Here is a 19284-nt window from a genome sequence, read left to right on the forward strand (position 1 = left end):
CGGGATGGTCAATCATATCGCAGATAGGTTTACCATGACGGGTTCACGGTTTCGATATGTATCGATTACATCTGAAGGACGAGAAGAACGCGGTTATATAGATGCTGTTGATCGTGCTGATGCCGCACGCCTGCTGTCGACGAAAGGGCTGCAGCCCTATCTTCTCGAACCGGCGGGAGATGCGGAAAAGGCACATTCTGGCCCAAGGCGAGGGGCATCAGCACGCGCAATGGACGTGGAACGGCTTTTCGCGTCCATACACCTGCTGCTTGGCGCAGGTTTGACCGTCAACGCAGCATTCAAACTGGCTGCCGAAACAGAGCCCAAGAATCGATATCGGGCCATATACGCCGAAATTTACAATGCTGTAGCCAGCGGCCAAAACCTATCGAAAGCTCTTTCGGAACGGCTTGATGTCGATTCTACGGTCACCGCGTTGCTGATGGCTGGGGAGGCGAGCGGACGAATGCATGAAACGGTTGGGGCGATCTCAACCATGTACGCTGACTTGCGCCTTCAACGGTCGGAATTTCAAAGTGCGCTTGTATATCCGGCTCTCCTTCTGACCGTTTTGATCGGCGCGCTTTTAGTTATTACGTTCACGTTGGTACCCACTCTTCAGCCTCTGTTCGAAGGAACGGGCACAACGCCACCTGTATTGTTGGCCTTATTGGCCCATGTCCACAGGATGCTGACAGATAGTCCCGTCCTTAGCCTGCTCACGCTGTTTTCAAGCTTAGCATCATGTGGATGTTTGTTGATGACCGCTGGCGGTCGAGCTTGGATTAAATCTGTCGGACTCAAATCTCCAGGATTGGGGCCGGTCTTGTTAAGTATTGCGCGGTCGCGGTATATGCAAACGTTGTCGCTGCTGCTCGAGAACAAGGTCAATATGGACTTGTCCCTGAATTTAGCGGCGCAGGTTGTTACCCATCCCGCTCTTCGGACTGCGCTCATTCAAGTCAGAGATGACGTCTTGACTGGGCAATCGCTTTCGAAAGCGATTGCAAGTTCCGGGACGCTCGACCGTATTAGCGTTTCATTTGTTCAGGCAGGTGAAGAGGCGAACCGATTGCCAAAGGCGCTCGCGGATGCAGCTCGCGCTGTAGACGCGGTTACGAAGCAGAAAATCGACCGCTTCATGACACTACTTAGTCCTGCAATTACTATCTTTATGGGGCTCACCATTGGAACCCTTGTCGTTTCCATCATGGACTCTCTGCTCAGCATTAATGATCTGGCACTTCAATGAGTTTTTCGGTCGGCAGTCGTTTAGCACGATCAGAGAACGACGGGTTTTCTCTGCTAGAAATGCTTGTCGTCATGGTGATTGTCTCGTTGGCTGTCGGCTTGGTTTCGTTCCAGAAAAGTCGCAAAACTCAGTCTGTCGCTGACACCGCTCGGGCAATTGTCTCGGTGCTAAATAATGCGCGGATGGACGCTGTGATGCGTAAAACAGAGGTCAATGTCGAAGTGGACCTTCAAACAAGGACGGTGAGTAAAAAAGGACAGGCCTCCTGGCAGGTGCAAATTCCAGATAACGTGGCGTTGGAGGTAAGAACCGCAGACGAGTTCAAGCACGGAAACAGCCGGCGCATAATTTTGTTTTTGCCGGATGGTACGTCATCTGGTGGCCGGATTCGGCTTCAAAACGGCAGCGCCGCTGTATCCGTTGAAACACTTTGGCTTACCGGATTGAGCACCTATGACGAAACACATTGACAATACCGTCACCGATGACGGGTTTTCGTTGTTGGAGGTTCTTGTCGCATTTCTCATCGTGTCGCTTGCGCTCATCGGATTAAACAAGACGCTCCAAGTGGTTGCGCGGAGCCAAATTCTGATTGTTGATCATCATAAAGCGGTATTGGTCGCGCAACGCATTTTGGACGATCCGAACGTGCTCGAGCGAACCGACGAAAGTCATTGGTCGAAAGACAACGACGATGAGCCGTCTTGGCAGCTACACCGCAGCATAGTCTCAGAAAACAGGGACAGCGGGGTTAGGATCTTGCAACTGGATCTGGACGTATTCTCGGGCCGGACACATCAGATCATTGGCCACTACAGAACATTCATGCCTGAGGCAATGAAGTGAATGGAACGCCAAACAGGACAATTGGCAAGTGACGGAGACCGCGACGCAGGCTTCAGTTTGATTGAAGTTCTTATCGCTCTCGTCCTTATCGCAATGATGACTTCGATCTTGACGTCAGCCATCGGCCAACTTCGAAAAATCGGTGAGGTTAATCAGAAGCTGGTATTGCAGCAGGAAGCAGACACACTTGCTGATCAAATCGTTTTCGACCTACAAACGCCGTTCCGTAGGCCTTTGCTTGTCGCAACGAGCGCTGGAAAGCAAGTTGTTTTTCGCGGATCTGGTGATGCAATCGAGTTTGTCGCAGCCGTCCGGACCGGCTTCAAAAGCCTTGGAGTTCGGCAGGTGAGGTACGATATCATCGACAACGGTGGACGGCTTTCTTTGCGGCGAAGGTTGATGCCCTACCGTCCCGTAGTAGGAAGCGAGGCCAGCGACGTGGTTTCAACTCATATTGATATGATTCAGTTTCAATACCTTGGCGACAAAGAAACTGTTTGGCGAACGAACTGGGATGCTGCGAACCAACTTCCTGCAGGCTTGCGGTTTAGTTTGATCCTTGAGGAAGAGAAGATCAAAGCTGCGGCAACACGGCAAATTTGGTTGCCCCATGTCTCTCTCTCCATGATTTTGCCAGATCTAGATCACTGTGGATTGCAGACAGTGTTTTATTCGTCTTATTGTCAATAAAGGTCCATGAGGTCGTTTGTCCTTCCCTCTTATGGTCCTGGGTCGGTGCGTGCGCGTGACAACGAAACCATCAATGACGCGCGCTGCGTCACAAACTTCGGGTCGAGGCTCAAATAGTGATTAAGCCCATTTCGATTGCTTTAGCCTCATTTTTGATAATGACGGCGCATTCTGTCGCCGAAGACAGCCCTATCCATCTCGTGCCACTGCCAAATGCACATATCTCCTTTCTTGAGGCAAAGCTCCGCATCGATAACGACATAGCACCGCAGGACGTCGATGCAGCTCACGAGGTAAAAAAGATCGCTCAAATCGTGCGTGGCATGGCTGGCGAAGACGCAACATCAACTCAGAAGCTAACGGCGTTGAAAAAATATTTGTATGAAAGCGGTTCCTGGAACGATTTCCGCCCATACGAATACGATCAGAGCGATCCACTCGGGCGCAACCTCCGTAACCAACTCCTCTCCACCTATCTCACTACCCGCCGCGGTAATTGCGTGACAATGCCATTGCTGATGCTGTTTGCAGGTCAGGAAATCGGCTTGAAGATGACTCTGGCCGAAGCACCATCCCACATGTTGATCAAATATACGGATGATGATGGCAGGACATGGAATCTGGAGGCCACAAGTGGTGGCGGATTTACGCGCGATGTTTGGTACCGACAGAAATTATCTATGTCGGATGCAGCGATTGCCCATGGTGTATATCTGCGAGCGCTCGATCACGATGAAGCTGTGGCTTTGATTTCATCGACGCTACTTGAATACATGATGGAACAAAAATCCTATGAGGAGGCGATCGTCATTGCGGATGACCTACTGCAACTTCATCCCAAGTTTGTGTTCGCTCTTGTCATGAGAGGTAGTGCTTATGCGGGTCTTCTACGCCGGGAAACTGCTGGCCGTTATACGCAGATGGATCAGATTTCCGAGCCGGATCGTACCAAATTCGACACCTGGTACCAGCTTAACCAGGAGGCTTTTGCGAAGGCTGAAGCATTAGGTTGGACGCCTGAAGACGGTAAATGACTGACGCAGGCGCTGTATATCGCTTTATGTTTTTATTAGAATTTAATATCGATGCAACGTAACTACTCTAGAAAATTCAACTATTAATTTCAGGCTCCCTCTTTACATCTCCAAAATCCTGAATACAGGTTTACCGTAAGCGTCCGGTAACCGGTTAAACTCGGACCCACATCTTCCGTAGCGTAGTTCCAAGGCAATCAGCGATCTGCTGGTCCTGTTCTTCTGATGTGTCGGCAATATTTGGATTTCGGGCCTCAATAGCGAAGCGGCCAAACGCGGCTGGCCAGAGGTACCGGAGATTGTTCAAGGATACGGTGGTGCCGCAGCAGGGAGCCTCCACAGTGAGGCTTGTAAACTCACTGGCGTAAGCTATGTCCATGGCATCTCCCCACCATTTCTCTGCATCAGCACCACAAGAACTGCATTCCACCCCCAACCAGTTTTGGCCGGGATCATAAAACGTGACCTTGTCTTCGAAGATCGGCCCCACGTCGTCGGCCTCCGGCGCAATTGATTTCAGCAGGGAAATCGCCTTTCGTGCATCAGCTGGAGACGGTTGCCAGAGTGGATCGGTTGGAACGTAGCGCAGAATACTATCGGACATTGTTGCTCCCTTTATTGAGATTCCACGGCAATAGTTCATCGATCCTGTTGATCGGATGGTCGGCAATGCGGGTCAGGACCTCACGGAGATAGGCCTCCGGATCAAGACTGTTGAGCTTGGCAGTTTCGATCAGCGACAGGATCGCGGCGGCGCGTTCACCACCTTTGTCCGATCCGGCAAACAGCCAGTTCTTTCTGCCGAGCGCGATTGGCCGGATGGCCCGTTCGGCGGCATTGTTGTCGATCTCAATGCTGCCGTCATCAACGAAGCGCGAGAGGGATGCCCAGCGGGAAAGCGCGTAGCGGATCGCTTCTGCCGTCCCGGATTTGTGGGGCAGGCGCTTGAGATTGTCATCCAGCCATAATCGCAAAGCTTCGATCCTGGGCTTGCTGGTTTGTTGCCGCGCAGCTTTGCGCATATCCGGCGGCTCGCTTCGAATGGCTTTCTCGATATCGTAGAGTTCGCCGATCCGGCGCAGGGCTTCCTCGGCAATCGGTGCCGGATTGGACGTGGTCAGATCGAAGAACTTGCGCCGCACATGTGCCCAGCAGGAGGCTTCCAGAATGGTCGGTGCTTCATCGGGCTTGCGTGGTAGATAGAGATCACGAAAGCCTGCATAGCCATCGGCATGCAACACGCCGGAGAACGCGGCCAGATGCTCTTTCGGATGCTGGCCCTTGCGATCCGGGCTGAAGAAGTAGCAGGTCGCAGGTGGCGTCTTGTCTCCCCAGGGGCGGACGTCGCGAACATAGGTCCACAATCGCCCGGTTCTGGTCTTGCCCTTTCCTGGCTCCAGCACTGGAACCGGCGTGTCATCACCGTGAAGACGGTAGCCTGCAAACACATGATCCCGGAGCTTTGCAAGCAGCGGGTCCAGCAATTTGCTGGCCTTACCGATCCAGTCGGCCATGGTCGAACGGCTGAGATCGACGCCTTCCCGGCTGTAAATCTCAGACTGGCGATAGAGCGGCAGGTGATCACAATATTTGGCGACCAGCACATGGGCAACGAGGCCCGGTCCCGGCTTGCCGCGCTCGATGGGCAGTGATGGCATCTCGGCCCTGACCTGCGTGTCGCAGCCCTTGCAGGTAAAGCGCGGCTGGACATGGCGCACGACGCGGAAAGAGGCCGGGACATAGTCCAGCACTTCACTGACCGTCTCGCCGCTGCGGATGAAGTCGGAGCCACCACAGACCGGGCATGAACAGGCCGCCTGATGTACGACATCATGGCGCGGCAGATGATCGGGCAATGGCTGGCGGCTTGGCCTGGCTTTCGCCGTGCCAGCATTCGACGCGGACAGCGGTAGCGTTATCTCCGCCTCCGTCGCCTCGATATCCTCCAGTGCCAATTCGAGTTGCTCGATAACCCGTTCGATCTTCTCCGAAGACGCACCGAACCGTGCCCGTTTGAGAACGGCGAGCTGCGCCTTCAGTTTGTCGATCAGGGTGTCGCGTTTGGCCAATTGCAGAGCCTGCGATGCGATGATGGCTCGCAACGCATCCACGTCATCCGGCAGGTTGGAATGGCTCTGTTCCATGGCCGGATTTATAGCTGATTTGATGCCGGATCGCCATATATGTCGCTGTAAATGTTGCGCTTTATGTCATGCGACGCGTGTCGGGGCGGAGGTCCAGGCGGGTCGTCGCCAATCGATCCCTTCCCACAACATCGCCAATTGCGCTGCCGTCAGCCGCGCCGTGCCATCGGTTGCCGATGGCCAGGGAAAGCGGCCCTTCTCCAGAACCTTGTAATACAGACAGAAGCCCTGTCCGTCCCAGAACAACAGCTTGATGCGATCACCCCGCCGTCCACGAAACGCGAACACCGAACCGTATGCAGGCTTCTGGCGTAATGACGACTGCACCAGCGCCATCAGGCCATCGATCCCCTTGCGCATGTCGGTCGCGCCGCAGGCAAGATAGACCCGGACATTTGCGCCTGGCACCATCATGCCTCCTCCACCGAGCGGATCAGCGCCTTCAGCACGTCAGGTGCGATATCAGCCTCGACCTTCAAAACACGACCGCCCTTGCAGCCGATCTCGATCCGCATTGGCTTTACCGACCGCCTCAAAGCGGCAGGCTTGTCCGCCGCGCTCCGTGCGACTGGCAGGAACGACACCACCGGGTTGGTCTGGGCGGCCGCGAACTTCCTGCGCCAGCTGTAAATCTGCTGAGGATGGATATCATGCCGACGGGCGACATCGACGATCCTTGCGCCGTCGACGGCAACTCCTTCCAATATCGACAGCTTGTCGTCATCGGACCAGTCACGCCGACGCTTGACACCCGTCAAAATCTCCATACGGCCCATAGTTCATCCCTGATGACGGAATTAGGGACGTAACTTCAGGTGTTCGATGGAAATCTCAAAGGCAGGCTCACAGGACGCTTACGGTTTACCTGTCATTGCTGGGGATAGCGGTGACATTTGGGGTATTTAATATATTTCTATTTTAGTGTGGGAATTACCGGGACTAAACACCTGGATCGACTGGCACTACATCGTACCGGGAAAGCCGATGCAGAGCGGCTATACCGAGTCTTTTAACAGGCGTATGCGTGACGAACTCTTGAACGAAAGCTTGTTCTTCCAGTCTGGATCATGCCCGCACCGTCATCGCCAAATGTGCCGGAGGTTACAACCGTTTCCGACGGCACTCATCGCTCGGATATCAGATCCTGGCAGGCTATGTCGGGATCATCGCCGCGCGAGTTGAAGGTTGCGCGCTTCGAGGTTGATGTCCCCTCAGCGGTGGAGTGGTCGCAGCGCTATCGCGCGACTGGATCGGTTCATGCCGGCAAAATAGCTGGCGACCGCAAACATATTCTGGAATTCTATGGTGGCTTCATTGTTGGGTGGTTCGATCAGAACCTGCATCTGACGCCGCATGGTCTAGAGGCTGAACTTGCGTCACGAAGCATTGCCGTCTCCCACAGCACGATTTGGGAATTCATCCACAGCGAGGGCATCTGCAGGAAAGCTAGCTATTCGAAGACGATGAGGGTCGACAATGGCAGGGGAGTGGTATCTCCGGTGATCCCGATCTGTGGTCCTATGTCAATAATGTCACTCTGGACTTCTCGCGGCCTGGCAAGCCGACCGGGCTTCATCGAGGCCTTCAACAGCAAGCTGCGATCAGAGTGCCTGAACCTTCACTGGTTCCTGCCCCTCGCATATCCCGGTGACGTAGCCAGCCAGCTATCGTGATCACAAAAACTCCAGTGTCCGGCGGTCCAGGCTATGGGTTCAGAGGATAATAGGCCGGACTTTAATTCATTCTAACGGAATTCGCAGTGGCAGATCACTCTATGGGCCAACTCAAATTGACCCCCTCTGACCTTTCTGGTTTAAAGGCATACGCTTGATAGTAAGCTTTTTTCTTCAAACCAGCAGTCCTAAAAAGAGTGATCGCAGCATGGGTGAATTATTTAAACGTGAATTTCCGAAGGGCAACCTGGACTTCACAGGGGAAAGGTTCACTTCTGCTGTCACGGGGCAGACAGCAATTGAGCATCTGCACCGCACGGTTATCGCCCGGAACTTTTGCAAGGGTAAAGCCGTATTGGATATCGCGTCCGGCGAAGGATATTGTTCCGCGATCCTAGCTCAGGTTGCGCAGAGTGTGACTGGTGTCGATATTTCCTCTGAGGCGGTTGATTATGCGAATCGTGAATACGCACGGGAGAACCTTGTTTATAAATGCGGTAGCGCCCTGGATATTCCTGTTGACGATCACTCGGTAGATGTTGTCGTCTCTTTTGAGACCATAGAACATTTCACCGGCCATCAGCGTTTTCTTGATGAGATCAAGAGGGTCCTCAAGCCGGGAGGTCTCCTGATAGTCTCAACGCCGGATCAGGCCGTTTACTCGCCTGAGAGCGAGCCGGCAAATCCCTATCACGTTCATGAAATGTCGCGTACTGAATTCGTTGACCTTGTATCAGGGTCATTTGCACATTTGGCCCTGTTGGGACAGCGCACTTTGATAGGGTCAATTGTAGCTCTAGATGAAGTCAACCTAGCAGACGCAGGACGCACTTTTTACACTTATGACCAGCGCCCAGGCAATGCTTTCGAACGATCAAAGGGCTTGGCGAGAGCCAAATATCTCATTGCGCTTGCGTCGGACGATCCCATCAAACTCCTTGACATTGAAGAAAGCGTATTCGTTTCGACTAGTGAGATCGATCGGGCGTTGAATGCATGTGTGGATGTGAGAAAGGAATTGGCGGATGCCAAAACGGCACTTGCCGAAAGTCTTGGATCAGAGGCACGGTGGCGTGTGGACATTGAGACTATTGCAGGGAGGCTTGAAGCAAGTAAGGTCGAAAATGCCAACCTGACCAACAATTTAAAGCGTGTCGAAGGTGAATTGAGTCACCAGTTACAGAATGTTGTTCCCGCACTTGAGGCGGCGGTTGCTGACCAACGTCAAGATGCTGGTAAATTAAGTCTATATTTGCGGGAGTTAGAAGAGCAAGTTCAGTATCTAAAAAACTCCTTGGAACTGACGAGTCAGCAAAGAGACGCCATAATTTCTGAAAAAATAGAGCTCGAGAAAATCGTTACTGAGATAGAATTCTTCCAAAATAGCATAGAACAGTTGGAGGAAAATTATAGAATTAATAGTGAGAATATCCGTCAAGAACATCAAAAAAAGGAGGATGATTATAAAAGGCAGCTTACCGAGTTGGAGTGCTGTCTACATGTTGAGCGCGAAAGGCTTTCTAAGCTAGCAGTCGATTACGATAAACTTAAAGTGGAATTTCACGCCTTGAAGCGGCGTGAGGCTGACATTGCTCTTTTTGACTGTATGGCGGCGGGCGCACCTGGAGATGCCAGACTTGTGGAGATGACCGCTAGGTTGTTAAACGTCCCACAAAATTCTGGAAGCGCCCTCACTTTAGAAAGTAATTGCCGTATAGGGGTCATTGTAAAGCCCGATGCGTCTGAACGCTGGGAAGAATACGCGCGAGCGCTCCACCGAAATGCACGGTATCAAGCGGCACTTGGAGCTTGGAATCGTGCGGTTTTCCTGGCCCCTGCCAGCGCGTCCGCTCTTAGTGGTCTATCTGGTACGCTTAAGGCTCTCGGAAATCTCGAAGAAGCCAAGATCATGGCTATGAAGGCCTTTGCCCTCAATCCTGCTTCTCCAGCAATTGAGAAACAATTGGATGACGAGGATATTGATCTGGTTGGAAAGGCAGATATCGTATTAAATTCAGATCAGCCGTCATCGCACTTTAATATGAAGGAAGCTCCGAAGGGTATTCGTCCGTTTGTCATAACGCAACTTGCAAAAAAAGCAGAGAGAAATGGGCGCAACAAAATTGCCGCGAAGTATTATAGCGAGCTTGCCCTTTTATATTCCAAAGACGTTGAGGCGCTTATTCGCCACGGTGATGCGGTCGCGAGAAATAGAGGGCTGCGGGCAGCTTCGACCTTTTATCTTCAGGCTTGCGCAATAGCACCGGAACTTCCCTTGGCGCGGCGGCGAGCGCTTGACGTCAAGCACGAGAATTTCGGTTTCAAGCCTTATATAAAGGCGGGCATTGTTCGGGACGATGACGGCGTATTTACGAGTGTATCTGATGATCCTCAATTGATTTTTGATCCCGATCATCGAATTTTACCATCCGGACCCACACTTTTTTCTTTTTCTATTCAAGTGTTGTCTCAGGAAATACGTCCTGTCGTCTACGTTTGGCATGGGGAAAATGGTGAAGAGGTGTCGGCATTTACGTTGCCCGTAATGAGAGGGGACGTAAACCTGGATATCCTTATTCCCCTTCCTGACCATATAACAGGAATTCGTTTTGACCCGGATGCGTCTGTCGGAGCCAAATTTTTAATTGGAAGAATGGGTTGGCTTTCAGGCCCGTCGTTGGAAGGGCGTTTCTTTAAGCTCGCCCCCCCTAGCTACTGCTTTATGGGTGACGGAAATCCAAGTCAGCAGGAAGTAGCTCCTCCTCAATCAGAGCGCATCTTAACGGCCACTCCGAAAAACGACCTGCAGTCCGTGAGAGACAGTTTTTGGATTAGTACAGATATAGATCCGCAATTTGACCTTGGTCACAAATCGGAACTTCCATCTGGCTGGGTTTGGCTTGATTTGGAAATGTCTGCTGTGAACCGCCAAATCGATCCGATACTTTATATTTGGACTGAGGGCGAGATTGTTGAAATTCCCGTGCCGCTGTCGATCTGCGATGGCGGGTCGGCTGTGTTGGTGCACCTTCCGAATAATATAAGCCAGATGCGACTTGATCCAACGTTTCATAGCGGTATCGAATTTAGGCTCGGTAAGCTTTCGTGGCGTGAATTTCAGCGTAGTTCAGCAGTTTTTCTGCCTCTGACGAGCGAAATTGATGAGGCTAATATAGTGGATTCCAAGCCTCAGCTTGGATTGCTACCTTTTTCTATTGATTTGCAGCTAAAGCCAAGCACGGGTTTGAACCGGATAAACGAGACGATATTTGAGACCGTCAATGACGATCCGCAATGCATTTTAGAAATCGTAGAGTTGCACAAGATTGAGGGCTTGTTAAAGATCACAATCGAAACGGGAAGCAGCGACAAGGTTTTAAACTCATCGCTTTATGCTTGGTCCGGTGCCGCGGACAAACCAGTTGAATACTATTTCGATCATCTCGAAGCTAATCGGCAATATGAATATTTAATTATTTTGCCCAAAAACACGACATCTTTGCGCTTTGATCCTGCTGATATGGCCGGTATCACGATGGCATTGCCGAAGATAACTTTGACAAATGATATAGATGAAAGCGACAGTTACCAAGTCGCAAGAAACGGTGTTGCCGACAATTCAATATTGGAGCAGCATGCTGAATTAGTGCCTCTTCAACATTTGGAAAAAATATCAGACGGTTATTGGACGACAGGAAGTGATCCTCAGTTTTCTGTGTCGCTTGACAAGGGAATGCCTTCGGGCTGGACTCTTGTATCTATCGACATGAGTGTCCAAGGTGTCGTAGCACGACCATATTTGTACATATGGCAAGGGGAAAATATCCATACCATCCCATTGGCACCCATTGATGGTACTATGGTTGTAGAACAATTAATCCGGATGCCAGACCAGATAACGGCTATCCGTTTTGATCCTACTGATGCGGAAAATGTAAGGTTTTCTGTTAACAGACTGAGTTTCGTACCCGTTGTCGATGTCGCTGGCGCCGATGTGTATCGCATACGGGGAGGAGATCGTGGAGTTGATTATGCGTTGTGGAGTGAGCGTTTTGATACTCTGACCGCCACGGATCGATCTTTGATTGTTTCGTCTGTTGCACGCCTTTCGTACCGCCCGCTGATTTCGATAGTTATGCCGGTTTACAATCCGGAACCTCGGTTTTTGCGTCGTTGCCTTGATACGATTCTTGATCAACTCTATCCGCATTGGGAGTTGTGTGTCGCGGATGATTGCTCTCCCAATCCGGCAATCCGGTCCATTCTTTCAGAATATGCAGCGCGCGATGAACGTATAAAGGTCATTTATCGCTCCGAGAATGGTCACATTTCTCGTGCATCCAACTCTGCAATTGAGCATGTGACTGGTGAGTTTGTGGCCCTCATGGATCATGACGACGAGATCCCAGCGCACGCCCTCTACATGGTTGCTCACGAACTAAATCGTCACCCTGAAGCCGATATCATCTATACGGATGAAGATAAGATCGATGCCTCAGGCCGCAGACACGATCCTCATTTTAAAACGGACTGGAATCAGGAGCTGTTCTATTCGCAGAACATGGTTGCCCATCTTGGTGTCTACCGTACCAGCCTTGTCAAAGCTGTAAACGGTTTCAGAGCTGGCTTCGAAGGAAGCCAAGATTATGATTTCACTCTGCGGCTTCTCAAGCTGACGTCACCTGAACGGATTCGCCATATTCCTTTCGTTTTATACCACTGGCGTATTTTTGAGGGCGTCCGTACCTTCTCAAGCAACAATCCTTCTCGTTCAATCGACACGGCACGGCGGGCAATGGAGGAATATTTCGCCGATGTAGAGCCCGACAGTACTGTTCTTCCGATAGAAGCCTTCCCGAGTTGGTGGCGGATCAAGCGGCCTCTGCCGCAGGATTTACCTTCGGTGACGATTGTAATTCCGACTCGTGACAGAGTTTCCCTTGTGCGCAATTGTGTTAGTGGTGTTCTCGATGGCACCGACTATTCCAATTTGGATGTGATTATCATTGATAATGGAAGCACAGAGGATGATAGTCTTGCCTATTTCGAACTGATTGGCAGGGATCCACGCGTCACGGTCTTGCGTGACGATGGGCCGTTCAATTATTCGAGATTGAACAATACTGCCGTAGCGATGGCCAAAGGCGATTATATTTGCTTTCTCAACAATGACATCGAGGTCATTGAAGCTGGTTGGCTGAGTGAGATGATGAGCCAGGCGGTTCGCGACAAGGTCGGTGCGGTCGGAACGCGCTTGCTCTATGGTAATGGCACGCTTCAGCATGCGGGCGTCACTTTAGGTATATATGGTGTCGCAGCCCATGGTCACCGCCACTTCCCTGGCAATTCTATAGGGTATTTTGGTCATCCTCAGCTGGTACGAGAGACCTCTGCCGTCACTGCAGCAGCACTCGTTATGCGCAAGGATTTATTCACGGCAATCGGAGGCTTTGATAGCGCCAATCTTGCCGTCAGTTACAATGATGTCGACCTATGCCTGCGTGTTCGAGAGGCTGGTTACAAAGTTGTCTATACGCCATTTGCCCCGCTACGCCATCTTGAGTCCGTTAGCCGAGGTCCAGATGTAACTCCAGAGCAGAAAGAACTGCAACGCATCGAGCGAGGTTACATGCAAGCTCGCTGGGGTGCCCTGCTAAACAAGGATCCGCACTACAGCCTTAATCTTTCCCTTGACAATGAGGACTATCGACTTGCGTTTCCTTCTCGCGCCGTCAAGCCTTGGCGTCAGGAGGCAGATGTCGTTGAGCAGATCGTAAGAGATGCGCAGAGCAAACTTGCTGCCGCATCAGATATCGATCTCTTCGATGTTCGCGAACTGGCGATATTGGCTGCTCAGACCAGTGTCATTATAGCCGCGGCTCAACCCTTTGCCGTTCTCGACACACTCAGCGACGATTTTGAACAAAGCGGTCTTTCGCCGGCCTGTATAGCCGTTGTTGATAATACGGGTGCAAAAGAGCGATTTGTGAAGGAAGGAAGCCTGGCCCGATTTAAAATAAGGCACCCAGATATACCTGTTATTCTCATCACAGATACAGAGCAGGATTTTAATGCGTCACGCACAGTGAATCTTGCGCTTTCAGCCATAACCGCCACGCCTTATTTTCTCATCATGACCGAGAATTGCAGCCTTTCCAGCAGTTTCCTCTCGGCTGTGCTTGCGTCATATCGGGCAGCAAGCAATCCTCAGGCAGTCATCGTGCCACGTGTTTTCGTGCGTGAGAATGAAGCACGTGATGGTGTCTTCACTGACGGCTATATCGATATGCCTTTGTCGCAGATTGCTCCCAGTCTCGACACGATGTCTCCGGTACGCTCGGATATGGAGGGCCTACAACTGGCTGATCGACTTGCGCCGAATGATGTCGTCAAACGTCCAGCTATAGAGACAACGGATCTCATGGCAGGTGGCATTCTTTTCGCACAACGAAGCCTCTTAATCCCACAGGCCCAGGAGCAACCGAACACAGAGGGCGACAACTCTTCATCTGCGTTGTATGATGTATTGTTTTTAACGCAGCCAGCGCGACTTGAGGATGTTGGGCGAAAGTTGAAGGTACGTGGCGCTGATATTTACGCGACAACAGCAGCGCTCAGTGTTTTCGCTGCTCCTCGCCCCTTGGATATTGTCCATGTCTGGCAATATTGGCATGATTATTTGTGGCTGAATCAAAAGGCCCATGGTGTCCCAGACACTGGTCGTATCGAATTTGTTTGCCCATTCCATCGGGGCGACGTGTTGATCGGATTGCAAGTCGCTTTTACCGCATACAAGGCAGGTAAAAATCTGCGTTTTCACGTTGCCGAAAGCTTGCTGAGCTGGGTTCAGGATTTCCATCCGCCTTTCCCTGTCGAGGGCTTGCCAGTTCCAGTTCCTTCCGCCCAGGAAACATCTCTGTATTTGCTCCGATCCTATGAGCATCTTCTCAAGAGAGGTGATAGCAGTCCTATGATTGCTCGTTCGCATCCCTTCCGCGGTCTGGATGCAATGGATAACAATTTGGTTAAAGCAATGCTGGGGTCTGTGGGCTTAGCCCCAGATACGCCCATCGAAAGCCTTCTCCCAGTTCCCAGCGTCGAGCAACAACAAGACATTGATAAGCTGCTGGCACCTTTTGGCAACAAGGTTATCTTACTCCACCGTTCTGGGGGGTGGGGCCTGAAAACGATACCTGATACCATTCTGCAGGAGTTGGCCGAAGTTGTTAAAGATAAAGGATTTAAACTCGTCCAGATCGGTGGACCGGGCGATGCTAAATGCGCGCAGGCCGACGGTATCATTGCTCAAAACCTATCCGCCGGCCATTGGGCGGCTCTCTTTAAGAAGGTGGCCGCAGTTTTCGGTGTAGACAGTTGGTCCGCGCATATGGCCGCTATTCTCGACGTTCCACAAGTTACATTCTATGGGTCAACTCAGCCCAGGCATGTCGCTTCAAAACCGTTCTTCAAAAAAAATAATGCACCTGCGTTGATGGTAAGCCCAACAGTCGCATGCTCTCCATGCAACTCGCTAACATGTCTCATCGCTCCAGACCCGTTCTGTAGAGGCTATAATATCTCAAAATCAAAAATCGGAAGCTTCTTAGAGGAGATAGGTGGTGAATAAAATTGGTAATTAAACAACCAAGAGTAACGTCCTATATAATATAGGAATACGAGTTTTACCTGATATCAAGGGTCGTTGAAAGTGACGCTTGGTAGTAGTCATGCCGTCATTGCCGAAGGAAATTTCTTTGCTAACTGAACACCAAAAAGATTTAATTCGGCATGGTCGGCGTATTTATAAACAAAGTGGTCTGGCCGCAGTTGCTGGCGCAGGCCTTAAAGAGCTTGCTCGGTCCATAGACGGGTCTGCTGCTAACAGGGCAACCGAAGCCCCTTGGTGGAAAAATGTACTGCGTGCTTACAAGGAGTACGGAAGAAAAGCTGCGGCTACGACATTAATTGTATATTTGGGTAGGGCTTTGGACCGAGGAGTAAATTTACGCAGCATACGGGGAGGAGATCGTGGAGTTGATTATGCGTTGTGGAGTGAGCGTTTTGATACTCTGACCGCCACGGATCGATCTTTGATTGTTTCGTCTGTTGCACGCCTTTCGTACCGCCCGCTGATTTCGATAGTTATGCCGGTTTACAATCCGGAACCTCGGTTTTTGCGTCGTTGCCTTGATACGATTCTTGATCAACTCTATCCGCATTGGGAGTTGTGTGTCGCGGATGATTGCTCTCCCAATCCGGCAATCCGGTCCATTCTTTCAGAATATGCAGCGCGCGATGAACGTATAAAGGTCATTTATCGCTCCGAGAATGGTCACATTTCTCGTGCATCCAACTCTGCAATTGAGCATGTGACTGGTGAGTTTGTGGCCCTCATGGATCATGACGACGAGATCCCAGCGCACGCCCTCTACATGGTTGCTCACGAACTAAATCGTCACCCTGAAGCCGATATCATCTATACGGATGAAGATAAGATCGATGCCTCAGGCCGCAGACACGATCCTCATTTTAAAACGGACTGGAATCAGGAGCTGTTCTATTCGCAGAACATGGTTGCCCATCTTGGTGTCTACCGTACCAGCCTTGTCAAAGCTGTAAACGGTTTCAGAGCTGGCTTCGAAGGAAGCCAAGATTATGATTTCACTCTGCGGCTTCTCAAGCTGACGTCACCTGAACGGATTCGCCATATTCCTTTCGTTTTATACCACTGGCGTATTTTTGAGGGCGTCCGTACCTTCTCAAGCAACAATCCTTCTCGTTCAATCGACACGGCACGGCGGGCAATGGAGGAATATTTCGCCGATGTAGAGCCCGACAGTACTGTTCTTCCGATAGAAGCCTTCCCGAGTTGGTGGCGGATCAAGCGGCCTCTGCCGCAGGATTTACCTTCGGTGACGATTGTAATTCCGACTCGTGACAGAGTTTCCCTTGTGCGCAATTGTGTTAGTGGTGTTCTCGATGGCACCGACTATTCCAATTTGGATGTGATTATCATTGATAATGGAAGCACAGAGGATGATAGTCTTGCCTATTTCGAACTGATTGGCAGGGATCCACGCGTCACGGTCTTGCGTGACGATGGGCCGTTCAATTATTCGAGATTGAACAATACTGCCGTAGCGATGGCCAAAGGCGATTATATTTGCTTTCTCAACAATGACATCGAGGTCATTGAAGCTGGTTGGCTGAGTGAGATGATGAGCCAGGCGGTTCGCGACAAGGTCGGTGCGGTCGGAACGCGCTTGCTCTATGGTAATGGCACGCTTCAGCATGCGGGCGTCACTTTAGGTATATATGGTGTCGCAGCCCATGGTCACCGCCACTTCCCTGGCAATTCTATAGGGTATTTTGGTCATCCTCAGCTGGTACGAGAGACCTCTGCCGTCACTGCAGCAGCACTCGTTATGCGCAAGGATTTATTCACGGCAATCGGAGGCTTTGATAGCGCCAATCTTGCCGTCAGTTACAATGATGTCGACCTATGCCTGCGTGTTCGAGAGGCTGGTTACAAAGTTGTCTATACGCCATTTGCCCCGCTACGCCATCTTGAGTCCGTTAGCCGAGGTCCAGATGTAACTCCAGAGCAGAAAGAACTGCAACGCATCGAGCGAGGTTACATGCAAGCTCGCTGGGGTGCCCTGCTAAACAAGGATCCGCACTACAGCCTTAATCTTTCCCTTGACAATGAGGACTATCGACTTGCGTTTCCTTCTCGCGCCGTCAAGCCTTGGCGTCAGGAGGCAGATGTCGTTGAGCAGATCGTAAGAGATGCGCAGAGCAAACTTGCTGCCGCATCAGATATCGATCTCTTCGATGTTCGCGAACTGGCGATATTGGCTGCTCAGACCAGTGTCATTATAGCCGCGGCTCAACCCTTTGCCGTTCTCGACACACTCAGCGACGATTTTGAACAAAGCGGTCTTTCGCCGGCCTGTATAGCCGTTGTTGATAATACGGGTGCAAAAGAGCGATTTGTGAAGGAAGGAAGCCTGGCCCGATTTAAAATAAGGCACCCAGATATACCTGTTATTCTCATCACAGATACAGAGCAGGATTTTAATGCGTCACGCACAGTGAATCTTGCGCTTTCAGCCATAACCGCCACGCCTTATTTTCTCATCATGACCGAGAATTGCAGCCTTTCCAGCAGTTTCCTCTCGGCTGTGCTTGCGTCATATCGGGCAGCAAGCAATCCTCAGGCAGTCATCGTGCCACGTGTTTTCGTGCGTGAGAATGAAGCACGTGATGGTGTCTTCACTGACGGCTATATCGATATGCCTTTGTCGCAGATTGCTCCCAGTCTCGACACGATGTCTCCGGTACGCTCGGATATGGAGGGCCTACAACTGGCTGATCGACTTGCGCCGAATGATGTCGTCAAACGTCCAGCTATAGAGACAACGGATCTCATGGCAGGTGGCATTCTTTTCGCACAACGAAGCCTCTTAATCCCACAGGCCCAGGAGCAACCGAACACAGAGGGCGACAACTCTTCATCTGCGTTGTATGATGTATTGTTTTTAACGCAGCCAGCGCGACTTGAGGATGTTGGGCGAAAGTTGAAGGTACGTGGCGCTGATATTTACGCGACAACAGCAGCGCTCAGTGTTTTCGCTGCTCCTCGCCCCTTGGATATTGTCCATGTCTGGCAATATTGGCATGATTATTTGTGGCTGAATCAAAAGGCCCATGGTGTCCCAGACACTGGTCGTATCGAATTTGTTTGCCCATTCCATCGGGGCGACGTGTTGATCGGATTGCAAGTCGCTTTTACCGCATACAAGGCAGGTAAAAATCTGCGTTTTCACGTTGCCGAAAGCTTGCTGAGCTGGGTTCAGGATTTCCATCCGCCTTTCCCTGTCGAGGGCTTGCCAGTTCCAGTTCCTTCCGCCCAGGAAACATCTCTGTATTTGCTCCGATCCTATGAGCATCTTCTCAAGAGAGGTGATAGCAGTCCTATGATTGCTCGTTCGCATCCCTTCCGCGGTCTGGATGCAATGGATAACAATTTGGTTAAAGCAATGCTGGGGTCTGTGGGCTTAGCCCCAGATACGCCCATCGAAAGCCTTCTCCCAGTTCCCAGCGTCGAGCAACAACAAGACATTGATAAGCTGCTGGCACCTTTTGGCAACAAGGTTATCTTACTCCACCGTTCTGGGGGGTGGGGCCTGAAAACGATACCTGATACCATTCTGCAGGAGTTGGCCGAAGTTGTTAAAGATAAAGGATTTAAACTCGTCCAGATCGGTGGACCGGGCGATGCTAAATGCGCGCAGGCCGACGGTATCATTGCTCAAAACCTATCCGCCGGCCATTGGGCGGCTCTCTTTAAGAAGGTGGCCGCAGTTTTCGGTGTAGACAGTTGGTCCGCGCATATGGCCGCTATTCTCGACGTTCCACAAGTTACATTCTATGGGTCAACTCAGCCCAGGCATGTCGCTTCAAAACCGTTCTTCAAAAAAAATAATGCACCTGCGTTGATGGTAAGCCCAACAGTCGCATGCTCTCCATGCAACTCGCTAACATGTCTCATCGCTCCAGACCCGTTCTGTAGAGGCTATAATATCTCAAAATCAAAAATCGGAAAATTTCTAGAAATTAGCTCTGGACCAGATTTTTGACAC

11 protein-coding genes and 2 pseudogenes are annotated in these 19284 nt (G+C 51.1%); 9 read left to right on the forward strand and 4 right to left on the reverse strand.

The window, feature by feature from the left end; all coding sequences use genetic code 11:
• Positions 1-4 precede the first annotated feature (4 nt).
• The 5 genes from ASB66_RS07245 to ASB66_RS07265 all read left to right on the forward strand — a co-directional run bounded on the left by ASB66_RS07245 (position 5) and on the right by ASB66_RS07265 (position 3822).
• Positions 5-1252, forward strand: a complete 1248-nt coding sequence (locus tag ASB66_RS07245; RefSeq protein ID WP_081089025.1) for a type II secretion system F family protein — start codon at positions 5-7, stop codon at positions 1250-1252.
• Positions 1249-1722 carry a GspH/FimT family pseudopilin gene (locus ASB66_RS07250; protein WP_060717994.1) on the forward strand — a complete coding sequence of 158 codons (474 nt, stop codon included), beginning with the start codon at positions 1249-1251 and terminating at the stop codon, positions 1720-1722. The genes ASB66_RS07245 and ASB66_RS07250 overlap by 4 nt, the downstream gene beginning before the upstream one ends.
• Positions 1706-2098: a type IV pilus modification PilV family protein gene (locus ASB66_RS07255; protein ID WP_060717993.1), complete on the forward strand. Its 393-nt coding sequence runs from the start codon at positions 1706-1708 to the stop codon at positions 2096-2098. Before ASB66_RS07250 ends, ASB66_RS07255 begins: the two co-directional genes overlap by 17 nt.
• Complete coding sequence (locus ASB66_RS07260; RefSeq protein ID WP_060717992.1) at positions 2099-2788, forward strand: PulJ/GspJ family protein; 690 nt, start codon at positions 2099-2101, stop codon at positions 2786-2788. It begins immediately after the preceding gene.
• 116 nt (positions 2789-2904) lie between these two features.
• Positions 2905-3822 carry a transglutaminase family protein gene (locus ASB66_RS07265; protein ID WP_234614320.1) on the forward strand — a complete coding sequence of 306 codons (918 nt, stop codon included), beginning with the start codon at positions 2905-2907 and terminating at the stop codon, positions 3820-3822.
• Between the two features lie 154 nt (positions 3823-3976).
• Here ASB66_RS07265 and ASB66_RS07270 read toward each other — a convergent pair whose 3' ends face one another.
• The 4 genes from ASB66_RS07270 to tnpA form a co-directional block, all read right to left on the reverse strand.
• Positions 3977-4426 (reverse strand): hypothetical protein, encoded by a 450-nt coding sequence (locus ASB66_RS07270; protein WP_060717991.1) that lies wholly within the window; start codon positions 4424-4426, stop codon positions 3977-3979.
• Complete coding sequence (gene tnpC / locus ASB66_RS07275) at positions 4416-5966, reverse strand: IS66 family transposase (RefSeq protein ID WP_060717990.1); 1551 nt, start codon at positions 5964-5966, stop codon at positions 4416-4418. The genes ASB66_RS07270 and tnpC overlap by 11 nt, the downstream gene beginning before the upstream one ends.
• A 66-nt stretch (positions 5967-6032) precedes the next feature.
• Complete coding sequence (gene tnpB, locus ASB66_RS07280; protein ID WP_060717989.1) at positions 6033-6380, reverse strand: IS66 family insertion sequence element accessory protein TnpB; 348 nt, start codon at positions 6378-6380, stop codon at positions 6033-6035.
• A complete protein-coding gene (gene tnpA / locus ASB66_RS07285) occupies positions 6377-6742 on the reverse strand; it encodes an IS66-like element accessory protein TnpA (RefSeq protein ID WP_060717988.1) in 366 nt (121 codons plus the stop codon). Before tnpA ends, tnpB begins: the two co-directional genes overlap by 4 nt.
• A 175-nt stretch (positions 6743-6917) precedes the next feature.
• Here tnpA and ASB66_RS07290 point away from each other — a divergent pair.
• The 4 genes and pseudogenes from ASB66_RS07290 to ASB66_RS07300 all read left to right on the forward strand — a co-directional run.
• A pseudogene (locus ASB66_RS07290) lies at positions 6918-7140 on the forward strand (integrase core domain-containing protein); the annotation flags it as partial.
• 277 nt (positions 7141-7417) lie between these two features.
• Positions 7418-7606: pseudogene (locus tag ASB66_RS26670) on the forward strand (integrase core domain-containing protein); the annotation flags it as partial.
• A gap of 241 nt (positions 7607-7847) precedes the next feature.
• A complete protein-coding gene (locus ASB66_RS07295; RefSeq protein WP_060717987.1) occupies positions 7848-15266 on the forward strand; it encodes a glycosyltransferase in 7419 nt (2472 codons plus the stop codon).
• 100 nt (positions 15267-15366) lie between these two features.
• The gene (locus tag ASB66_RS07300; RefSeq protein WP_081089024.1) at positions 15367-19281 is read left to right on the forward strand and encodes a glycosyltransferase; all 3915 of its coding nucleotides are present in this window, start codon (positions 15367-15369) and stop codon (positions 19279-19281) included.
• Positions 19282-19284 lie beyond the last annotated feature (3 nt).

Origin of the sequence: Gillisella vitis, from assembly GCF_001541345.2 — a bacterium.
Classification (GTDB): Bacteria; Pseudomonadota; Alphaproteobacteria; order Rhizobiales; family Rhizobiaceae; genus Allorhizobium; species Allorhizobium vitis.

Bases quoted from the DNA above. Each gene is read 5' to 3' on its own strand.
- ASB66_RS07245 (WP_081089025.1), top strand. From the start codon at position 5: ATGGTCAATCATATCGCAGATAGGTTTACCATGACGGGTTCACGGTTT.
- ASB66_RS07250 (WP_060717994.1), top strand. From the start codon at position 1,249: ATGAGTTTTTCGGTCGGCAGTCGTTTAGCACGATCAGAGAACGACGGG.
- ASB66_RS07255 (WP_060717993.1), top strand. From the start codon at position 1,706: ATGACGAAACACATTGACAATACCGTCACCGATGACGGGTTTTCGTTG.
- ASB66_RS07260 (WP_060717992.1), top strand. From the start codon at position 2,099: ATGGAACGCCAAACAGGACAATTGGCAAGTGACGGAGACCGCGACGCA.
- ASB66_RS07270 (WP_060717991.1), bottom strand. From the start codon at position 4,426: ATGTCCGATAGTATTCTGCGCTACGTTCCAACCGATCCACTCTGGCAA.
- tnpC (WP_060717990.1), bottom strand. From the start codon at position 5,966: ATGGAACAGAGCCATTCCAACCTGCCGGATGACGTGGATGCGTTGCGA.
- tnpB (WP_060717989.1), bottom strand. From the start codon at position 6,380: ATGATGGTGCCAGGCGCAAATGTCCGGGTCTATCTTGCCTGCGGCGCG.
- tnpA (WP_060717988.1), bottom strand. From the start codon at position 6,742: ATGGGCCGTATGGAGATTTTGACGGGTGTCAAGCGTCGGCGTGACTGG.
- ASB66_RS07295 (WP_060717987.1), top strand. From the start codon at position 7,848: ATGGGTGAATTATTTAAACGTGAATTTCCGAAGGGCAACCTGGACTTC.
- ASB66_RS07300 (WP_081089024.1), top strand. From the start codon at position 15,367: ATGCCGTCATTGCCGAAGGAAATTTCTTTGCTAACTGAACACCAAAAA.